We start from the raw sequence: 13244 nt of genomic DNA, 5'->3' as shown, positions 1-13244 counted from the left end.
GCGCGGCGCGCCCTCCCCATCATCGTTCACCCGGTCATCCGTCCGTCATCTCGGCCGGCGCGGCTCCCGGCGCCTCGGCCGTTGCGCCCTCCGGCGCATCCTCCGGCTCCGTGGCCGCCCCGTTGCTGCCGAGCGCGACCGCCGCGCGCAGCGCGGGCAAGAGCTCGTCGGCCTTACGCTTGCCGAGCGCCACGGCCGCGAGCACCTGGAGGTGGTCGTAGCGTTCGGCGACGAGCGCCGCGAGCTGGTCGCGCAGGATCGACTCTCCGGTGCGCTTCGGCACCGCGCCGACGGCGTTGCCTGGGCGCACCTGCTGCACCAGCGCGCCGCCCAGCGTGGCGAGCAGGTCGAGCTTGTCGGCCGGGAACGGGTGCTTTCCGGCGAGCGCGCCGGAGAACTCCGCGAACAGCCCCGGAAGGGCGACGAAGTCGCGCGCCTTGTCGAGCTTGCCCGAGCCCGCGCGCACGGCCGCGACGCGCTCGCGCGGCAGGAGGCCGAGCAGCGGGTGCGACGCCACCTCGAGGTAGCTCAGCATCAGCTCGCGCCACGGCGCGCCTTCGGCCAGCATCCTGTCGATGTCCCCCGCGCTGAGCGTCGCGACCGGCACGCGCGCCGCGCTGAAGTCGAGCGCCATGACCAGCGCCGGCAGCTCGAAGACCTCCTTGAGCCTGGGCTCGCGCAGCGCGCTCACGGCGGCGGGCAGGTGCGGCTCGAGCGCGTCGAGCGCGGCCCTGACGTTCGCGCGCATGAGCAGCGGCTGGCCGGTGAAGACGGGCAGATCCGCCGCCGGCACGCGCTCGGCGAGCGGCCGGAAGTGCGCGAAGGCGCGCTCGGGGGACTCGTCGGTGAACGCGTCCGCGCGGGCCTCCGCGATGAGCGCCGCCGGATCCACGCCGGCCCGATCCCGCTTGCGCGCGCTCCGAGCCTCCTTGTTGCTGGCCTTCGCGTCCTTCTTGCCGGCTTTCGCGTCCTTCGCGCCATCCCGCTTGCCGGCCTTCGCGTCCTTCGCGCCATCCCGCTTGCCGGCCTTCGCGCCAGACTTCCTGTGCTTGTTTCCGCCCATGGGTCTCCCTCCGTGTGAGCGCGGTTTGTCCAGCCGGCGACCGTGCCACAGCGCCGGCGACCTGTTCAATCCAACCGCACTATCCGCGCACCGCGAGCACCGGCGAAATCGTGCCCGCGCCGCGGCCCCGTCGCAGGAGGCGCGACCTGCGTCCTCCGGCCGCAGCGGCCCGCGCAGCGCTGCTGCGCTCTCAGTGCTGTGTCCCGTTTGGCGGTGGATGCGCAATCTGGCTTACAAAATTGTCTCCTGGGCGACGGGCAACCCATGGTTGGGCTCGGAGCGCCGCGTCCCGTCCGGCGGGCAGGCCGTTCCGGCAGCGCGGCGACCCGCTCCTACGTTCGCTTCGACGCACGGCCGCCCATCGCCACGGCAACCGTCGTGGCGAGGAACACGATCTGGATCAGCGTCCGCGGCACGAGCGGCGTCACCGGGCTGCCGCCGAGGGTGAGCCCCGCGCGCGCGGCGTGCACGTTGGCAGGGAACATCGCCACGAGCAGGATCGTCAGCCCCGCGGCCGCCCACGGCGCGAGCCTCGGCACGAGGAGCGCCGCCGCGCCGGCGATCTCGAGGACCCCCGTGACGGTCACGAGGAGCTCGGGGTAGGGCAGGGCCGGCGGCACCATGGCCACGAGCTCGGCGCGCCGGCTCCCCCAGTGGGCCGACGCGGTGAGCAGGAACATCGCCGCGAGCGCGTACCGCAAGCACGTCACCCAGCTCGCGAGGTGTCGGACGCCGAGTCGACCGAGGATGAGGAGCAACGCGAACGAGATCGAGAGAACGAGCAGAGGTGCCATGCCGTCACGATGGGCATCCGCGCCTCACCGGTCTTGAACCAACTGGCTACGTCGTCGCAGGTCCGAGGGGCTCACCCCGAACATGCGGCGGAAGGTCCGGGTCATGTGCGCCGCGTCCGCGAAGCCGGCGGCGCTCGCGGCCTCCGCCAGCGTCGCGCCGCCGGCCATCGCCGCGCCGGCGCGCTCGACCTTGAGCCACAGGAGGTAGGGCCGCAGCGGCACGCCGACGCTCTCCGTGAAGGCATGCATGAACCGCCCGGGCGAGAGGCGTGCGACGCGGGCCAGCGCTTCGAGCGAGGTGTCCGCGCCCCCGGCGTCCGCCCGCAGGTGGCGCAGCACCCGCCGGACCCCGGGATGCCTCGGCCTCGGCGATGCCGGCGGGGCCGCGATCCCCAGCGCCTCGAGCACGCCGGGCAGCGCCGCCGCGACGTCGGCCTGGCCGGACGCGGCGACGCGCGACCGCAGCCGATCCGCCGCCTCGCGGCCCACGATCTCGATCGCCGACGCGCCGAGCGCCTGGGCGAGCGCGTCGCCGACGTCACTCTCCGGCTCGATGAACACGAGGAGCACGCGCGCGCCCGACGCGTCGATCTCGTGCGCCACGTCCGGGGCCGTGACGACGGCGCCTCCAGCCTGGAAGGGGCCCTTGTCGGCCGTCCTGACCTGGAGCTCCCCGTCGAGCGCCAGCACGAGGTGGCAGCAATGGTGGGCGTGGAGCGTGCTCCGCTCGCCAGGGCCCCACGTCGCCAGCACGGAGGGCCACGGCCGCGCGACGCCGGTGGGGGCGGCGAGGCCGGTCGCTTTCGGCGGGAGGAGCATCGGCCTCGAGATTAACCCGGCGGGCGGCGATCCACGCGCGACCACGGCGCGCTGGACAGCGAGCGCTCGCAGCCCAGCGGTCGATCGGCGGTGGTGCGTCAATCGCCTTCGAGCTCGAGGTCCTCCCACCAGATGGAGAGCTCGATCTCCACCTCTTCGAACGGCTCGGCGCGCACCCGCTCCGTCGGACCGTGGACGCCGAGCTCGAGCCACCTGCCGTCGACGAGACGGCTGACCGCGAGCGATCTCGCCTCGGGATCCACGTACCAGAGGTGGCCCACGCCGATCTCGGCGTAGAAGCGTCGCTTGACGATGAGATCGTAAGCGCGCGTCCGGGGAGACAGGACCTCGCAGACCCAGTCCGGTACGACGCGGATGGGCTCCTTCACGGGCAGGCGGGGCAGCCGCTCGCGCCGCCACCCGGCGACGTCCGGCGAGATCTCCGGGGCCCGAGGGAGCTCGACGCCGGGCTCGACGAGGATCCACCAGCCGCCGGGACCGTTACGCCGCTTCTGGAAGGGGCCGTGGAGGTCGGCGGCGATGCTGGTCTCGAGGCTTCCATGCGGCGCGCGCGGGCGGGGGAAGGCGTAGAGGTCGCCGTCGATGATCTCACCGCGCATCGTGTCGGGCAGCGCTTCGAGGTCCGCCCTCGTCGCGGGGCGATCCAGCTTCCGGGCAAGGCTCATCAGGTGGCTCCCAGGTCCCCGGAGCTTACCTCACTCGGGGCGCGCTGCGCGAACACGACCGCGGCTGCGGCCGGTCAACAGGCGACGCCCCTCGTCGCCGAGGAAGCCCGGCGGCGTACGTGGCTCGATCGGGATTGGCGCGATCGCCGGGAGCGGCCGATCTCTCGACCACCCCGCGCTCAATCCGCGCGAAGCGAAGGACGCTCGGGGAGCAGCGGCTCGTCGTCCGGGATGCGCAGGCCGGGGATGATCGCGTCGAGCTCGCCCGGCTCGAAGCGGCAGAGGTTCGCGGCGTGCCAGAAGCCACCCGCGACGTCGCCGCCCAGCTTGTAGCGGCCGTCGGGTCGGAAGGCGACCCAGCCCTCGCCGAGCTTGAGGAGCACGGCGAGGCACGCGCCGGTATGCACGTCCCAGAGACGAACGGTGCTGTCGGTGGAGCTGGAGATGAGCGTGCCGCCGTCAGGGGTGAAGGCCACGCTCAGCACCGCGCCAGCATGCCCTCGCAGGACACGCTCGAGCTCGCCGTTCACCTCCCAGATGTGGATGGTGCTGTCGTTCGACCCCGAGGCGATGAGAGCGCCCCCCGGGCCAAAGCACACGCTGTTCACCGGACCCGAGTGGGCGTTCAGCCTGTATAGCGACGCGCCGGCAGCGATGTCCCAGATGCGAACACTGCCGTCTTGCGAGCCCGATGCGAGCAGCGCCCCGTCAGGGCTGAACGCCACGCTCGCGACGGTATGCTCGTGGCCTTGGAGCACGCGCGCTGCACCCCCTCTCTCCAGGTGCCACAGCCAGATGGTTCGGTCTTGTGAAGCGGAGGCCAGCGCCGTGCCATCGGGGCTGAAAGCTACGCCCGTCACGCCGCGGTCGTGACCCTGAAGCACCCGCAACGCAGCGCCGGTCGCCGTATGCCAGAGTCGTACGGTCCCGTCGAACGAGCTGGACGCCAGTCGCTGACCATCAGGGCTGAACGCGACGCCCACCACGTAGCTGGAGTGACCATCCAGCCTCCGCACCAGGCGACCTGTCGCGATCTGCCAGAGCTCGACGGACAGATCCTGCGCACCTACCGCCAGGATCGATCCGTCAGGGCTCAGCGCGAGCTTCGAGAATCCGGTCACGTCATTCCGAAGCGTGGGCAGCATCTCTCCCGTGAAGAGCCGCCAGAATTGGATGCCAAACTCGTCGGACTTGAAGGCGACCGTCGCGCCGTCGCCGCTGAGGGCGAACTGTGAAATGGGGCTCGTCGGCTGCCCCAGCGCGCGTTGCATTCTGCCGGTCGGCACGTGCCATAGCCGTACGGTCTCGTCGAGAGAGCCCGAGGCGAGCGTCGCGCCGTCGGGCGCGAACGCTATGCTCATCACGGCGAACAGGTGGCCCTGCAGCACGTGCAGGGTATCCCGCGTAGAGAGGCGCCATAGCCGTATCGTCTTGTCAAAAGAGCCCGAGGCGAGCGTCGCGCCGTCGGGCGCGAACGCCACGCTCATCACGGCGTAGGAGTGGCCCTGCAGCATCTGCAAGGCTTCTCCGGTCGACGTCTGCCAGAGGCCGACGCTGCGGTCCATGGACCCGGAAGCGAGCGTCGCGCCGTCGGGGCTGAACGCCACGCTCAGCACACTGCCCTGGTGCCCGCTGAATACGCGAATCGTATGCCCTGTCGATACATCCCATAGCCGGACCGTGGTATCATACGAGCCGGAGGCGATCGTCCTGCCTGCGGCGCCGAACGTCAAAGCTGTCACCGTCTGCGAGTGGCCCTGGAGCAGGCGAACCTCTCTGCAGGTGGACACCTGCCACAGCCGGATGGATCCGTCGCGCGATCCGGAGGCCAGCAGCTCGCCGGCAGGGCAGAACGCCACGCTCGTCACGTGATCGGAGTGCCCCTTGAACGCGCAGATCGCGCTGGCCGTCGACACGTCCCACAGCCGGACGGTGCAATCCTCCGAGCCAGAAGCGAGCGTGTATCCGTCAGAGCTGAAAGCGAGGCTGGTGACCGTGCCGGAGTGGCTATCCAGCACGCGCAGCGCGCTGCCGGTCTGCACATCCCACAGCGTGATCCTTCCAGAGTGTCCGGTGGCGAGCAGCGCGCCGTCCGAGCTGAAGGCTATCGAGGTGCATTTCCCGCCGTAGTGCCAGGTCGGCTCGAACATCGCCGCCTCCGGCATCGCCGCGCCGAACGTGTCGCACCCGTCGAACCGCGCCCCCCGCGCGTCCACCAGCTTCGCCCCGCGCAGCTTGACCGCGGCGAGCCTCGCCCCCGTCAGGTCCGCGCCCACGAGGCGCGCCCGCGCCGCCGTCGCCCCCGTCAGATCCGCCCCGCAGAGCGCCGCCCTCGAGAGGTCCGCCCCGTCGAGCAGCGCCCCCGCCAGCTGCGCCCCGCGGAGGTCGGCCCCCACGAGCTTCGCCTCCCGCAGATCCGTGCCCCGCAGGTCGCACCCGCGGAGGTCCTTGCCCGAGAGATCCTGCCCCCGCAGGTCCGCCCCGGCGAGGTTCATCCGCTCGCGCACCCCGAGCCCCATCCGCCCGTCGATCCGCAGCGCGTTCGCCGCGGCCACCGCCCCCCACGCTCCGCCGAGCGCCGCCCGCACCCACGCCGCCGCCGCCTCGCGCCCGGTGAGCGCCCCGAAGAAATCGGCCATCAGGTCGCTCACCTCGCGCTGCGCGAGCGCCGGCGCCTCCCCGGCGCGCTGCACCTCCTCGGCCGCCTCCCGCGCCACGAGCCACTCGAGCACCGACTGGTGAATGAAACGGAAGTTCTCCTGGTCGTCCCACACGAGCAGCGTGCCCGACCCGATCTCGTGCGTCGCCACCGCCACGTCGAGCTCGTGCCGCCCGAGCGCCTGCAGCGCCGCGATGAGCTCCGCCGGCAGCTCGCGGATGCTCACGCTCTGCTCCGTGCGCTGCCACAGCCGCGTCGCGAGCTCCGTCACCGCGCGCCACCGCTGCGCCACCGACAGCCCGGGCTGCGCGCCCTTCGGGTGCGCGCGCTCGTACTCCCAGACGAGCCACCGATCCAGGAGCAGCTGGTACAGCCCCGCCGACGTGATCTCCCCGTCGCCCGCCATCGCCTGGCGGAGCTGCGCCTCCTCGATCTCCGCGATGAACCCCAGCATCCGCGGGTTCGCCGACAGGCCGAGCAGATCCTTCACGTCCGCGAGTAGCCGCACGCGCCCGTCGGCCGCGTCCTCGCTGCCGAGCCGGTTCACGAGGAACCGGCGGATCTGCGCCCCGGTGAACGGCAGGAGGCGCGCGAGCCGGTACCCGGGCAAGAGCGCGGCCCGCTCCGCGAGCGCCGACCGCACCTGCTGCTCCGAGATGAAGTGCTGGCTCCGGCTCGTGACCACCACCTTCGCCGCCTTGCCCTGCGCCGCCTGGATCAGCGTGTCGAAATGCTCGACCGCGCGGTCGTACGTCACGCGGAACGCGAGCTCGTCGAAGCCGTCGAACAGCAGCGCGATCCGCCCCTCGGCGAGCATGTGCCGGAACGCGGGCAGGTCGATCTTGCCGAGCCCCGCGAGCGCGAGGTGCTGCGCGATGAGCGCGTTCAGGTCGCGCGCCTTCTCCAGCGCGCGCATCTCGATGAGCACCGGCGTCAGCGGGCCGCCCGCCGTGCCCATGCGCCGCGCGAGCTCGTGCAGGAGGAACGTCTTGCCCGTGCCGAAATCGCCGAGCACCAGGACGAACCGGCTGTGCTCCGCGTCGAGCAGCTCGGCGAACGCGTCGAGCGCGCGCTCGCGCAGCACCTCCTCCTGGCCCACCGTGAGCGCGATGCGCTGGTCGACGTAGAGCGCCGGCGGATACGTGGGATCCCGCTCGAGCTTCGCGTTCTGCCACGCGAGGTAGCCGCGGAAGTCGATGAGCCCCTGGTACTCGAGGAACCGCACGAGGCGCACGCGCCGCGCGCTCGCGTACCGGACGAGCTCCTCCGGCGCGGGCTCGCCGCCGTAGACGAGCGTGGACACGAGGCCGGGATCCTCGCGCCGGTACGAGGCGTCGATGCTCTCCAGGAACGCGGAGACCGCCTCGGTCGAGATGCCGCTCTCGAGCGCCGCGAGCGGCGCGATGCGGACGATGCCGCCCTCGTTGACCGAGACGCGCAGGTAGACGCCGAAGGGGAGGGGCGCGTCGAACCACTCGATCTTCACGCCCTCGGGCTCGCGGAGCCTGCACACGCGCTCGACCCGCGAGAGGAAGTCGTCGCTGCGCCCCTCGCCCGGCAAGAGGATGTCGTCGTGGTGCTCGGCGTGGCCGCCCCCCGCGCGCGGCGAGAAGCGGCGCAGCCGGCGGCCTCGCCCGGCGTGATCGGCGCGCTCGGCGCGCGCGGGCTCCAGGGTGCGCCGCAGGAACGCGAGGAGGAACTCCGCCGACGCGCGGCACGCGAACGCGCGGAAGCCGTCGTCCTTGTCGGGATCGCCGTGATCCGAGACCGCCTTCGCGATGATCGACCGCCGCCCGAGGCGCTCCGCGACATAGCCGATCGCCGCGGCCTCCATCTCGACGCCGAGCACCTTCCGGCCGATCGACTTCAGCCGATCGAACAGCCCGGCGTCCTCCTGCACCGCCTTGCCCGTGGCGATCGGGCCGATGTGCACGCGGAACGGCCGGGCCTCGGGCGGACCGTCCGGGTAGACGAGGCGCTCCCGGCGGACCTGCGCCATGCCCGCCTCGGTGAGCTCGAGGCCGCCGTCGCCGATGCGGAGCACGCCCGCCGCCTCCAGCTCGCCGACGCGCTCGGTCCAGCCCGGGCACCGCTCGGCGCGCTCCGGCCGCGCGACGGGCGGCGGCCCCCCCTCGACCTGGCTCGCGTAGAGCGCGTGCCGGAGCCACCACGCCTGCGACGCCCGCGACGGCGGGCGCGCGGCCGCGAGCGGCGTCTGGCGCTCGAACTCGCGCGCGAAGAGCGCGGCGTCCATGTTCCACGTCCGCTCGAGGTTGTACGTCTCGATGTCGTGGAAGAACGCGCCGTCGCCGCCTCCGGCAGGCGCGGCGACGCGCTTGCCCTCGTCGTAGCTGTAGACCCGATCCGCGACGATGACGTCGCCGAGCGACACCTCGCCGCGCCGCCCGGCGCAGATGCCGCACATCGCGAGGCACCCCGGATCGAGCTCGTCGATGAGCCCCTGCGCCCTCGCCGCCGCGGCGCTCTCGCCCATCCGCCCGGACCACGCGGCGGCGACGCGGAGCGGCGCTCCACGGTCGTTCGGGAGCTCGCGCACGTAGTACGGAAAGCCCGCCGGATCCCGCGCCTCCCGCCAGCCGTCCCGGCCGGCCTCGCCGAGCGAGAGCACCGCCTCGATCTCGTCCTGCAGCGCGGTCACGACCAGCGCGTCGACGCGCGCTGGGTCGACGCGCCGTGTGGGGATGTCCTGCGACACTTAGTCAGTCTAACAAACAAGCGCGCGCGCCATCCGGTGGGCGGAGGCGTCGTCCCCCCTGCCACGGCGGACGACCCGAGCTTCGCCCGGAAGGCCGCTGTCCGGGTCGCGGCCCGGCCGATTTTCTTGGACGACCGCCCGCGCGCAAGGCTTTCATCCCGCCCATGGCGAGGCTCGTCGAGGCGCTGAATCGATTCTTCGGGCGGGTCGAGATCCTCGCGCTCGGCCTCGAGAACGAGCGCAGCGCCGCCGAGGCCGCGCTCGCGAAGGGGATGCCGCTCGAGGCCCGCGAGCACGCCCGCACCATCCTCTCCGTCCTGCCCGACTCGGCCGTCGGGCTCGCGCTCTGGGCCGACGCCGCCGAGGACGCGTGGCTCGATCAGGAGGTCGTCACCGCGCTCGCCGACCTCGCGAAGCGCGTGCCCTGGCGCGCCGACGTGTGGCTCCGCCTCGGGCGCGCGGGGCAGCGCGTCGGCTGGGACGGCGCGCGCGACGCGCTCGAGCGCGCCACCGCGGCGCCCGAGGAGCGCGACGCGGCGCGGCTCGCGCTGCTCGACCTCTGCGATCTCGACCTCGCCGCCGGCGACCCGGCCCGGGCGCAGCGCTGGCTCGACCGCATCCCGGCGCCGCTCTCGACCGCGCCCGACCGCGACGCCGCCCTCCGCCGTGCCGAGTGCGCGCTCGCCCACGGCGACCTCGACGGCGCGCGCGCCGCCGCGGCGATCCTGGGCGAGCCCACCGCCATCGAGGGGCGCGCCGCCCTCGTGCTCGCCCGGCTCGCGCTCGCCGAGGCGGGCGCCGCGACGGGCGCCTCCGCCGCGGCGCTGCCGCCCGCCGACGTGGCGCGGGCGCTCGACCTCGGGCTGCGGGCGCTCGTGCTCGACGTCCCCGGCGCGGCGGAGCTCTGCGCGTCGCTCGTCGCCGCCTCCCGCGACGTGCTCGTCGTCGATCGGGTGCGCCGCGTGGTCCGCGCCGCGGGCGCGCTCGACGAGCCGACCTGGGCCGCCGCGTTCGCCTTCGCCGAGGGGCGGCGGGACGACGCGCGGCAGGCGCTCGCGCGCGGGCTCTCCGCCGGCGATCGCGCGGCCGCGGCGGCGCTGCTCCGCATGGCCGTCGAGACCCGCGACCTCGGCGCGCTCGACGCGCTCGCGGCGCGGGCGGCGGGCGTGGACCTGCGCGGCGGCGCGGCGCCGCCGCTCCCGCCCGACCTCGTCCGGCTGCGCGACGCCGCCAGGAGGGCGTCCGAGGGGCAGGGGAGCGAGGCGCTCGACGCGCTCGACGCGGTGGCCGGCGAGGGCGCGGCGTGGGCCGACGACATGCGCCGCGCGATCGCGCGCGCCTGGATCCCCGCCGCGCCGCGGATGGCCGCGTGGGGGGACGTGCTGCGCGAGCTCGCGCGGACGGCCAAGCTCCTCGACCGGCTCGACCTGCTGGCGGCGACCGAGGCCCTCGCGGTGGAGCGGGAGCGCCCGCTGCGCGCCGCGGTGGTCGGCGAGTTCAACGCCGGCAAGAGCACGTTCCTGAACGCGCTGCTCGGCGAGGACGTGGCGCCGACCGGCGTCCTGCCGACGACCGCGACGCTCCACTGGGTCGCCTGGGCGCCCGATCCGTTCGCGCGCATCGTCGTGCGCGGCGGCCAGGACCGCGTCGTGCCGCACGCGGCGCTCAAGGAGACGCTGCGCGCGCTCGCCGCGGACGGGGCGAAGGTCGCGCGGGTCTTCATCTACGCGCCGATCGAGCGGCTCAAGCGCGTCGAGATCCTCGACACGCCCGGCTTCAACGCGCCGGACCCGGACCACATCGCGGAGGCGCGGCGCGCGTTCGACGAGGCCCACGTCGCCATCTGGCTGCTCGACGCGCCCCAGGCGATGAAGGAGTCGGAGCGGCGGGTGCTCTCCGAGATCAGCGCGCTCGGCGTGCCCGTGCAGATCCTCGCGAACAAGGCCGACCGGCTCAAGCCCGACGCGCTGGAGACGGTGCTCGCGCACGTGCGCGACAGCCTCGCGGCGAGCGCCATCACCTCGCTCACGCCGCCGATCGCGTTCTCGGCGCGGCTCTCGCTGAAGGGGCGGCTCGGCGACGAGGCGGCGCTCGCGGCCTCGGGGTGGGCCGAGGTCGAGGCGCTCTTCGCCGAGCAGATCGTCGACGCGAGCGACGCGCTGCGCGAGCGCGCGCTCCGGCGCAAGGCGGGCCGCATCGCGGCCGAGCTCGCGCAGGCGGCCGCGGCGCGCGCCGCGGAGGACCGCGAGGCCGGGCGGCGGGCGCGCGCCGAGGCCGACCGGCTCCGCGCGAGCGCGGCGTACCTGCGCCGCGACCGGCGCACGATCGCCGCGGCGATCGACAAGGCGCTCGAGCCCGCGCGGCGGGAGCTCGCGGCCGACCTGCGGCCGATCGCGGCGCTGCCCGAGGAGCGCAAGCGCGCGGACGCCGGCGTCCGCGCCTACGTGCAGGAGCGGCTCGTCACGCGGCTGAGCTGGCCGCTCTCGGCGGAGATCGCGCGGGCGGCCCGCGCGGGCGTGGAGCCGGGGGCGCGCGCCGCGGGCGGCGTCGAGGAGGCGAGCGCCGCCGCGCCGTCGCCGCGGGCGGCGGCCCACGTGCGCGCGGTCCTGATGGGCATGGTGGCGGTGCACGACGCCCCCGACGAGCTCGCGGCGCGCTCGATCGAGGGCGTGGTCGAGGCCGCGATCGACGCCTTCGCCATGGCGCTGTCGGCCGAGGCGGAGGCGCCCGTGCCGCCGGCGGCCTCGGCGGCGATCGAGCTGCGCGCGGAGGCGCTCCGGGCGGCGTTCGAGGCGCCCGAGGCGCCGCCGGCCGGCGCCTGAGCGCGGCCGGGCTCGCGGCCCGACCGGCGCTGAGCGCGGCCGGGCTCGCGGTCGCGCTGCGTCAGCGGCGCGGAGGCGCTGCGTCAGCGGGTCAGGAAGAACGCGAGGACCCCGAGCGCCAGCCCGATCACGAGCGCCAGCGGCACCACCAGCCGGACCAGCCACAGATCGGTCTGGCGCTGGGGCGGCCGGCGATCCCGACGGACCGGAGACGGCGTGATCTCGATGATCTGCTCGGCCGCGGGCCGCGACGGAGGCCGCGGCGGCGGCGCGGCGCCGGTCGGCCCGGCGCCGCGCGGCGCCTCTTGCCCGGGGGACGGCGCGCGGGCACCCGCGCCGGAGAAGAGCGGCGCGAAGTCCTTGCGATCGTGGATCACGAGGTCGCTCGACGGCGGATCGCTCGACGGGCTGCTGAGCCGCGCCTGCGGGAGCGTGCGCGAGAGATCCTCGGACGTCGGCCCGGCGAGCGGGTCGTGCCGCAGGGCGCCGGCGGCCGGCAGCGCCGCCGCGCGCGACGAGATCGCGCTCGACGCCGGCCCCTCCGTGAGCGCGCCCTCGCGGAACATGGCCTTCGCCAGCATCTCGCCCCGCTGCGCCGGCGGCGGCGGGTCGGCGTCGCGCAGCGGCGGCGCGGCCGTCATCGTGCTCCGGATCGACACCGGCACCGCCGACTCCATGGTCGGCGCGTCCTCGAGCGCGCTCGCCGTGGCGGCCGGGAGCAGCGCGTCGGACAGGTGGGGCAGGAGCCGCTCGAGCTCCTCGCGCAGCTCGCGCGCGCTCTGCTGGCGCTGGCCGGGCATCTTCGCGAGCGCCGTGAGGATGATCGCCTCCAGCGCGGGGTGGATCTGCGGCAGGAACAGGCTCGGCGGGGGCGGCCGCTTGCGGATGTGATCCATGGCCACCTCCCACACGACCGACGTGGGCGGGAAGGGGAGGCGGCCCGTGACGAGCAGGAACAGCAGGATCCCGCACGCGTACACGTCGCTGCGCCCGTCGATGGCGTCGCCCCGGCACTGCTCCGGGGACATGTACGCCGGCGTGCCGACGACCACGCCGACCGTGGTGACCGAGCCCCAGACGCTGATCGGCGCGCTGTTCGGCCCGTCGTCGCCGGCCCTCGTGCCGCCCTCGACCATCTTCGCGATGCCGAAGTCGAGCACCTTCACGCGCTCGACCGACGGATCCGCCGGATCCCGCAGGATCATCACGTTCTCGGGCTTGAGGTCGCGGTGCACGATGCCCCGCGCGTGCGCGGCGTCGAGCGCGTCGGCGATGCCGATCAGGATCCGCGCGGCGCGGGCCTCCGAGAGGCGGCGCTCGGCGAGCAGGAGCTCGAAGAGGTCCTGCCCCGAGACGAGCTCCATCACGATGTACGGCAGGTGCCCTTCCACCCCGGAGTCGAGGATCTGCACCGTGTTCGGGTGGTGGAGGCGCGACGCCGCCTTCGCCTCGCGGTAGAAGCGGGTCACGAAGGTCTCGTCGCCGAGGAGCTGCGGGTGCATGATCTTGATGGCGACGTCGCGCGGCTCCCCGTCCTGCAAGCCGCGGTAGACCGCCGCCATCGCGCCCTCGCCGATGAACCCGGTGACGAGGAAGCGCCCCGCGATGGTTCGGCCGATGAGTTCCGGGCCCGCGCTCATGAGCGAGACTTCACCATAGGGTCCTCTGCGTCCTTCTAGAAGGGC

The 13244-nt window shown here is 74.3% G+C and carries 7 protein-coding genes; 1 reads left to right on the top strand and 6 read right to left on the bottom strand.

Translation table 11 applies throughout. The annotated features are described in order from the left end of the window. Positions 1 to 34: 34 nt before the first annotated feature. The 5 genes from WME98_RS46740 to WME98_RS46720 all read right to left on the bottom strand — a co-directional run bounded on the left by WME98_RS46740 (position 35) and on the right by WME98_RS46720 (position 8737). A complete protein-coding gene (locus tag WME98_RS46740; RefSeq protein ID WP_437948077.1) occupies positions 35 to 1063 on the bottom strand; it encodes a hypothetical protein in 1029 nt (342 codons plus the stop codon). Between the two features lie 332 nt (positions 1064 to 1395). Then, positions 1396 to 1857 (bottom strand): DoxX family protein, encoded by a 462-nt coding sequence (locus tag WME98_RS46735; RefSeq protein ID WP_437948076.1) that lies wholly within the window; start codon positions 1855 to 1857, stop codon positions 1396 to 1398. Between the two features lie 24 nt (positions 1858 to 1881). Next, on the bottom strand, positions 1882 to 2676 hold the full coding sequence (locus WME98_RS46730; RefSeq protein WP_437948075.1) for a helix-turn-helix domain-containing protein: 795 nt from the start codon (positions 2674 to 2676) through the stop codon (positions 1882 to 1884). A 98-nt stretch (positions 2677 to 2774) separates the two neighbouring features. Then, entirely contained in the window at positions 2775 to 3362 is a 588-nt protein-coding gene (locus tag WME98_RS46725; RefSeq protein WP_437948074.1) for a Uma2 family endonuclease, read from the bottom strand. A gap of 179 nt (positions 3363 to 3541) precedes the next feature. Then, positions 3542 to 8737 carry a pentapeptide repeat-containing protein gene (locus tag WME98_RS46720; protein ID WP_437948073.1) on the bottom strand — a complete coding sequence of 1732 codons (5196 nt, stop codon included), beginning with the start codon at positions 8735 to 8737 and terminating at the stop codon, positions 3542 to 3544. Between the two features lie 164 nt (positions 8738 to 8901). Here WME98_RS46720 and WME98_RS46715 point away from each other — a divergent pair, with 164 nt between their 5' ends. Beyond that, positions 8902 to 11559, top strand: a complete 2658-nt coding sequence (locus tag WME98_RS46715; RefSeq protein WP_437948072.1) for a dynamin family protein — start codon at positions 8902 to 8904, stop codon at positions 11557 to 11559. Between the two features lie 83 nt (positions 11560 to 11642). Here the strand turns inward: WME98_RS46715 and WME98_RS46710 are convergent, their stop codons facing one another. Next, positions 11643 to 13199 carry a protein kinase domain-containing protein gene (locus WME98_RS46710; protein WP_437948071.1) on the bottom strand — a complete coding sequence of 519 codons (1557 nt, stop codon included), beginning with the start codon at positions 13197 to 13199 and terminating at the stop codon, positions 11643 to 11645. Between the last annotated feature and the right edge of the window lie 45 nt (positions 13200 to 13244).

Origin of the sequence: Sorangium sp. So ce296, from assembly GCF_051529605.1 — a bacterium.
GTDB classification, from domain to species: Bacteria; Myxococcota_A; Polyangia; order Polyangiales; family Polyangiaceae; genus Sorangium; species Sorangium cellulosum_D.
Note: the sequence above shows the minus strand (reverse complement) of the source record. Positions and strands in the feature narration are given on the sequence as shown.

What these genes read in the sequence shown, in the direction of transcription:
- WME98_RS46725 (WP_437948074.1), bottom strand. Translation starts at nt 3,362, where the DNA reads ATGAGCCTTGCCCGGAAGCTGGATCGCCCCGCGACGAGGGCGGACCTC.
- WME98_RS46735 (WP_437948076.1), bottom strand. Translation starts at nt 1,857, where the DNA reads ATGGCACCTCTGCTCGTTCTCTCGATCTCGTTCGCGTTGCTCCTCATC.
- WME98_RS46715 (WP_437948072.1), top strand. Translation starts at nt 8,902, where the DNA reads ATGGCGAGGCTCGTCGAGGCGCTGAATCGATTCTTCGGGCGGGTCGAG.
- WME98_RS46730 (WP_437948075.1), bottom strand. Translation starts at nt 2,676, where the DNA reads ATGCTCCTCCCGCCGAAAGCGACCGGCCTCGCCGCCCCCACCGGCGTC.
- WME98_RS46740 (WP_437948077.1), bottom strand. Translation starts at nt 1,063, where the DNA reads ATGGGCGGAAACAAGCACAGGAAGTCTGGCGCGAAGGCCGGCAAGCGG.
- WME98_RS46710 (WP_437948071.1), bottom strand. Translation starts at nt 13,199, where the DNA reads ATGAGCGCGGGCCCGGAACTCATCGGCCGAACCATCGCGGGGCGCTTC.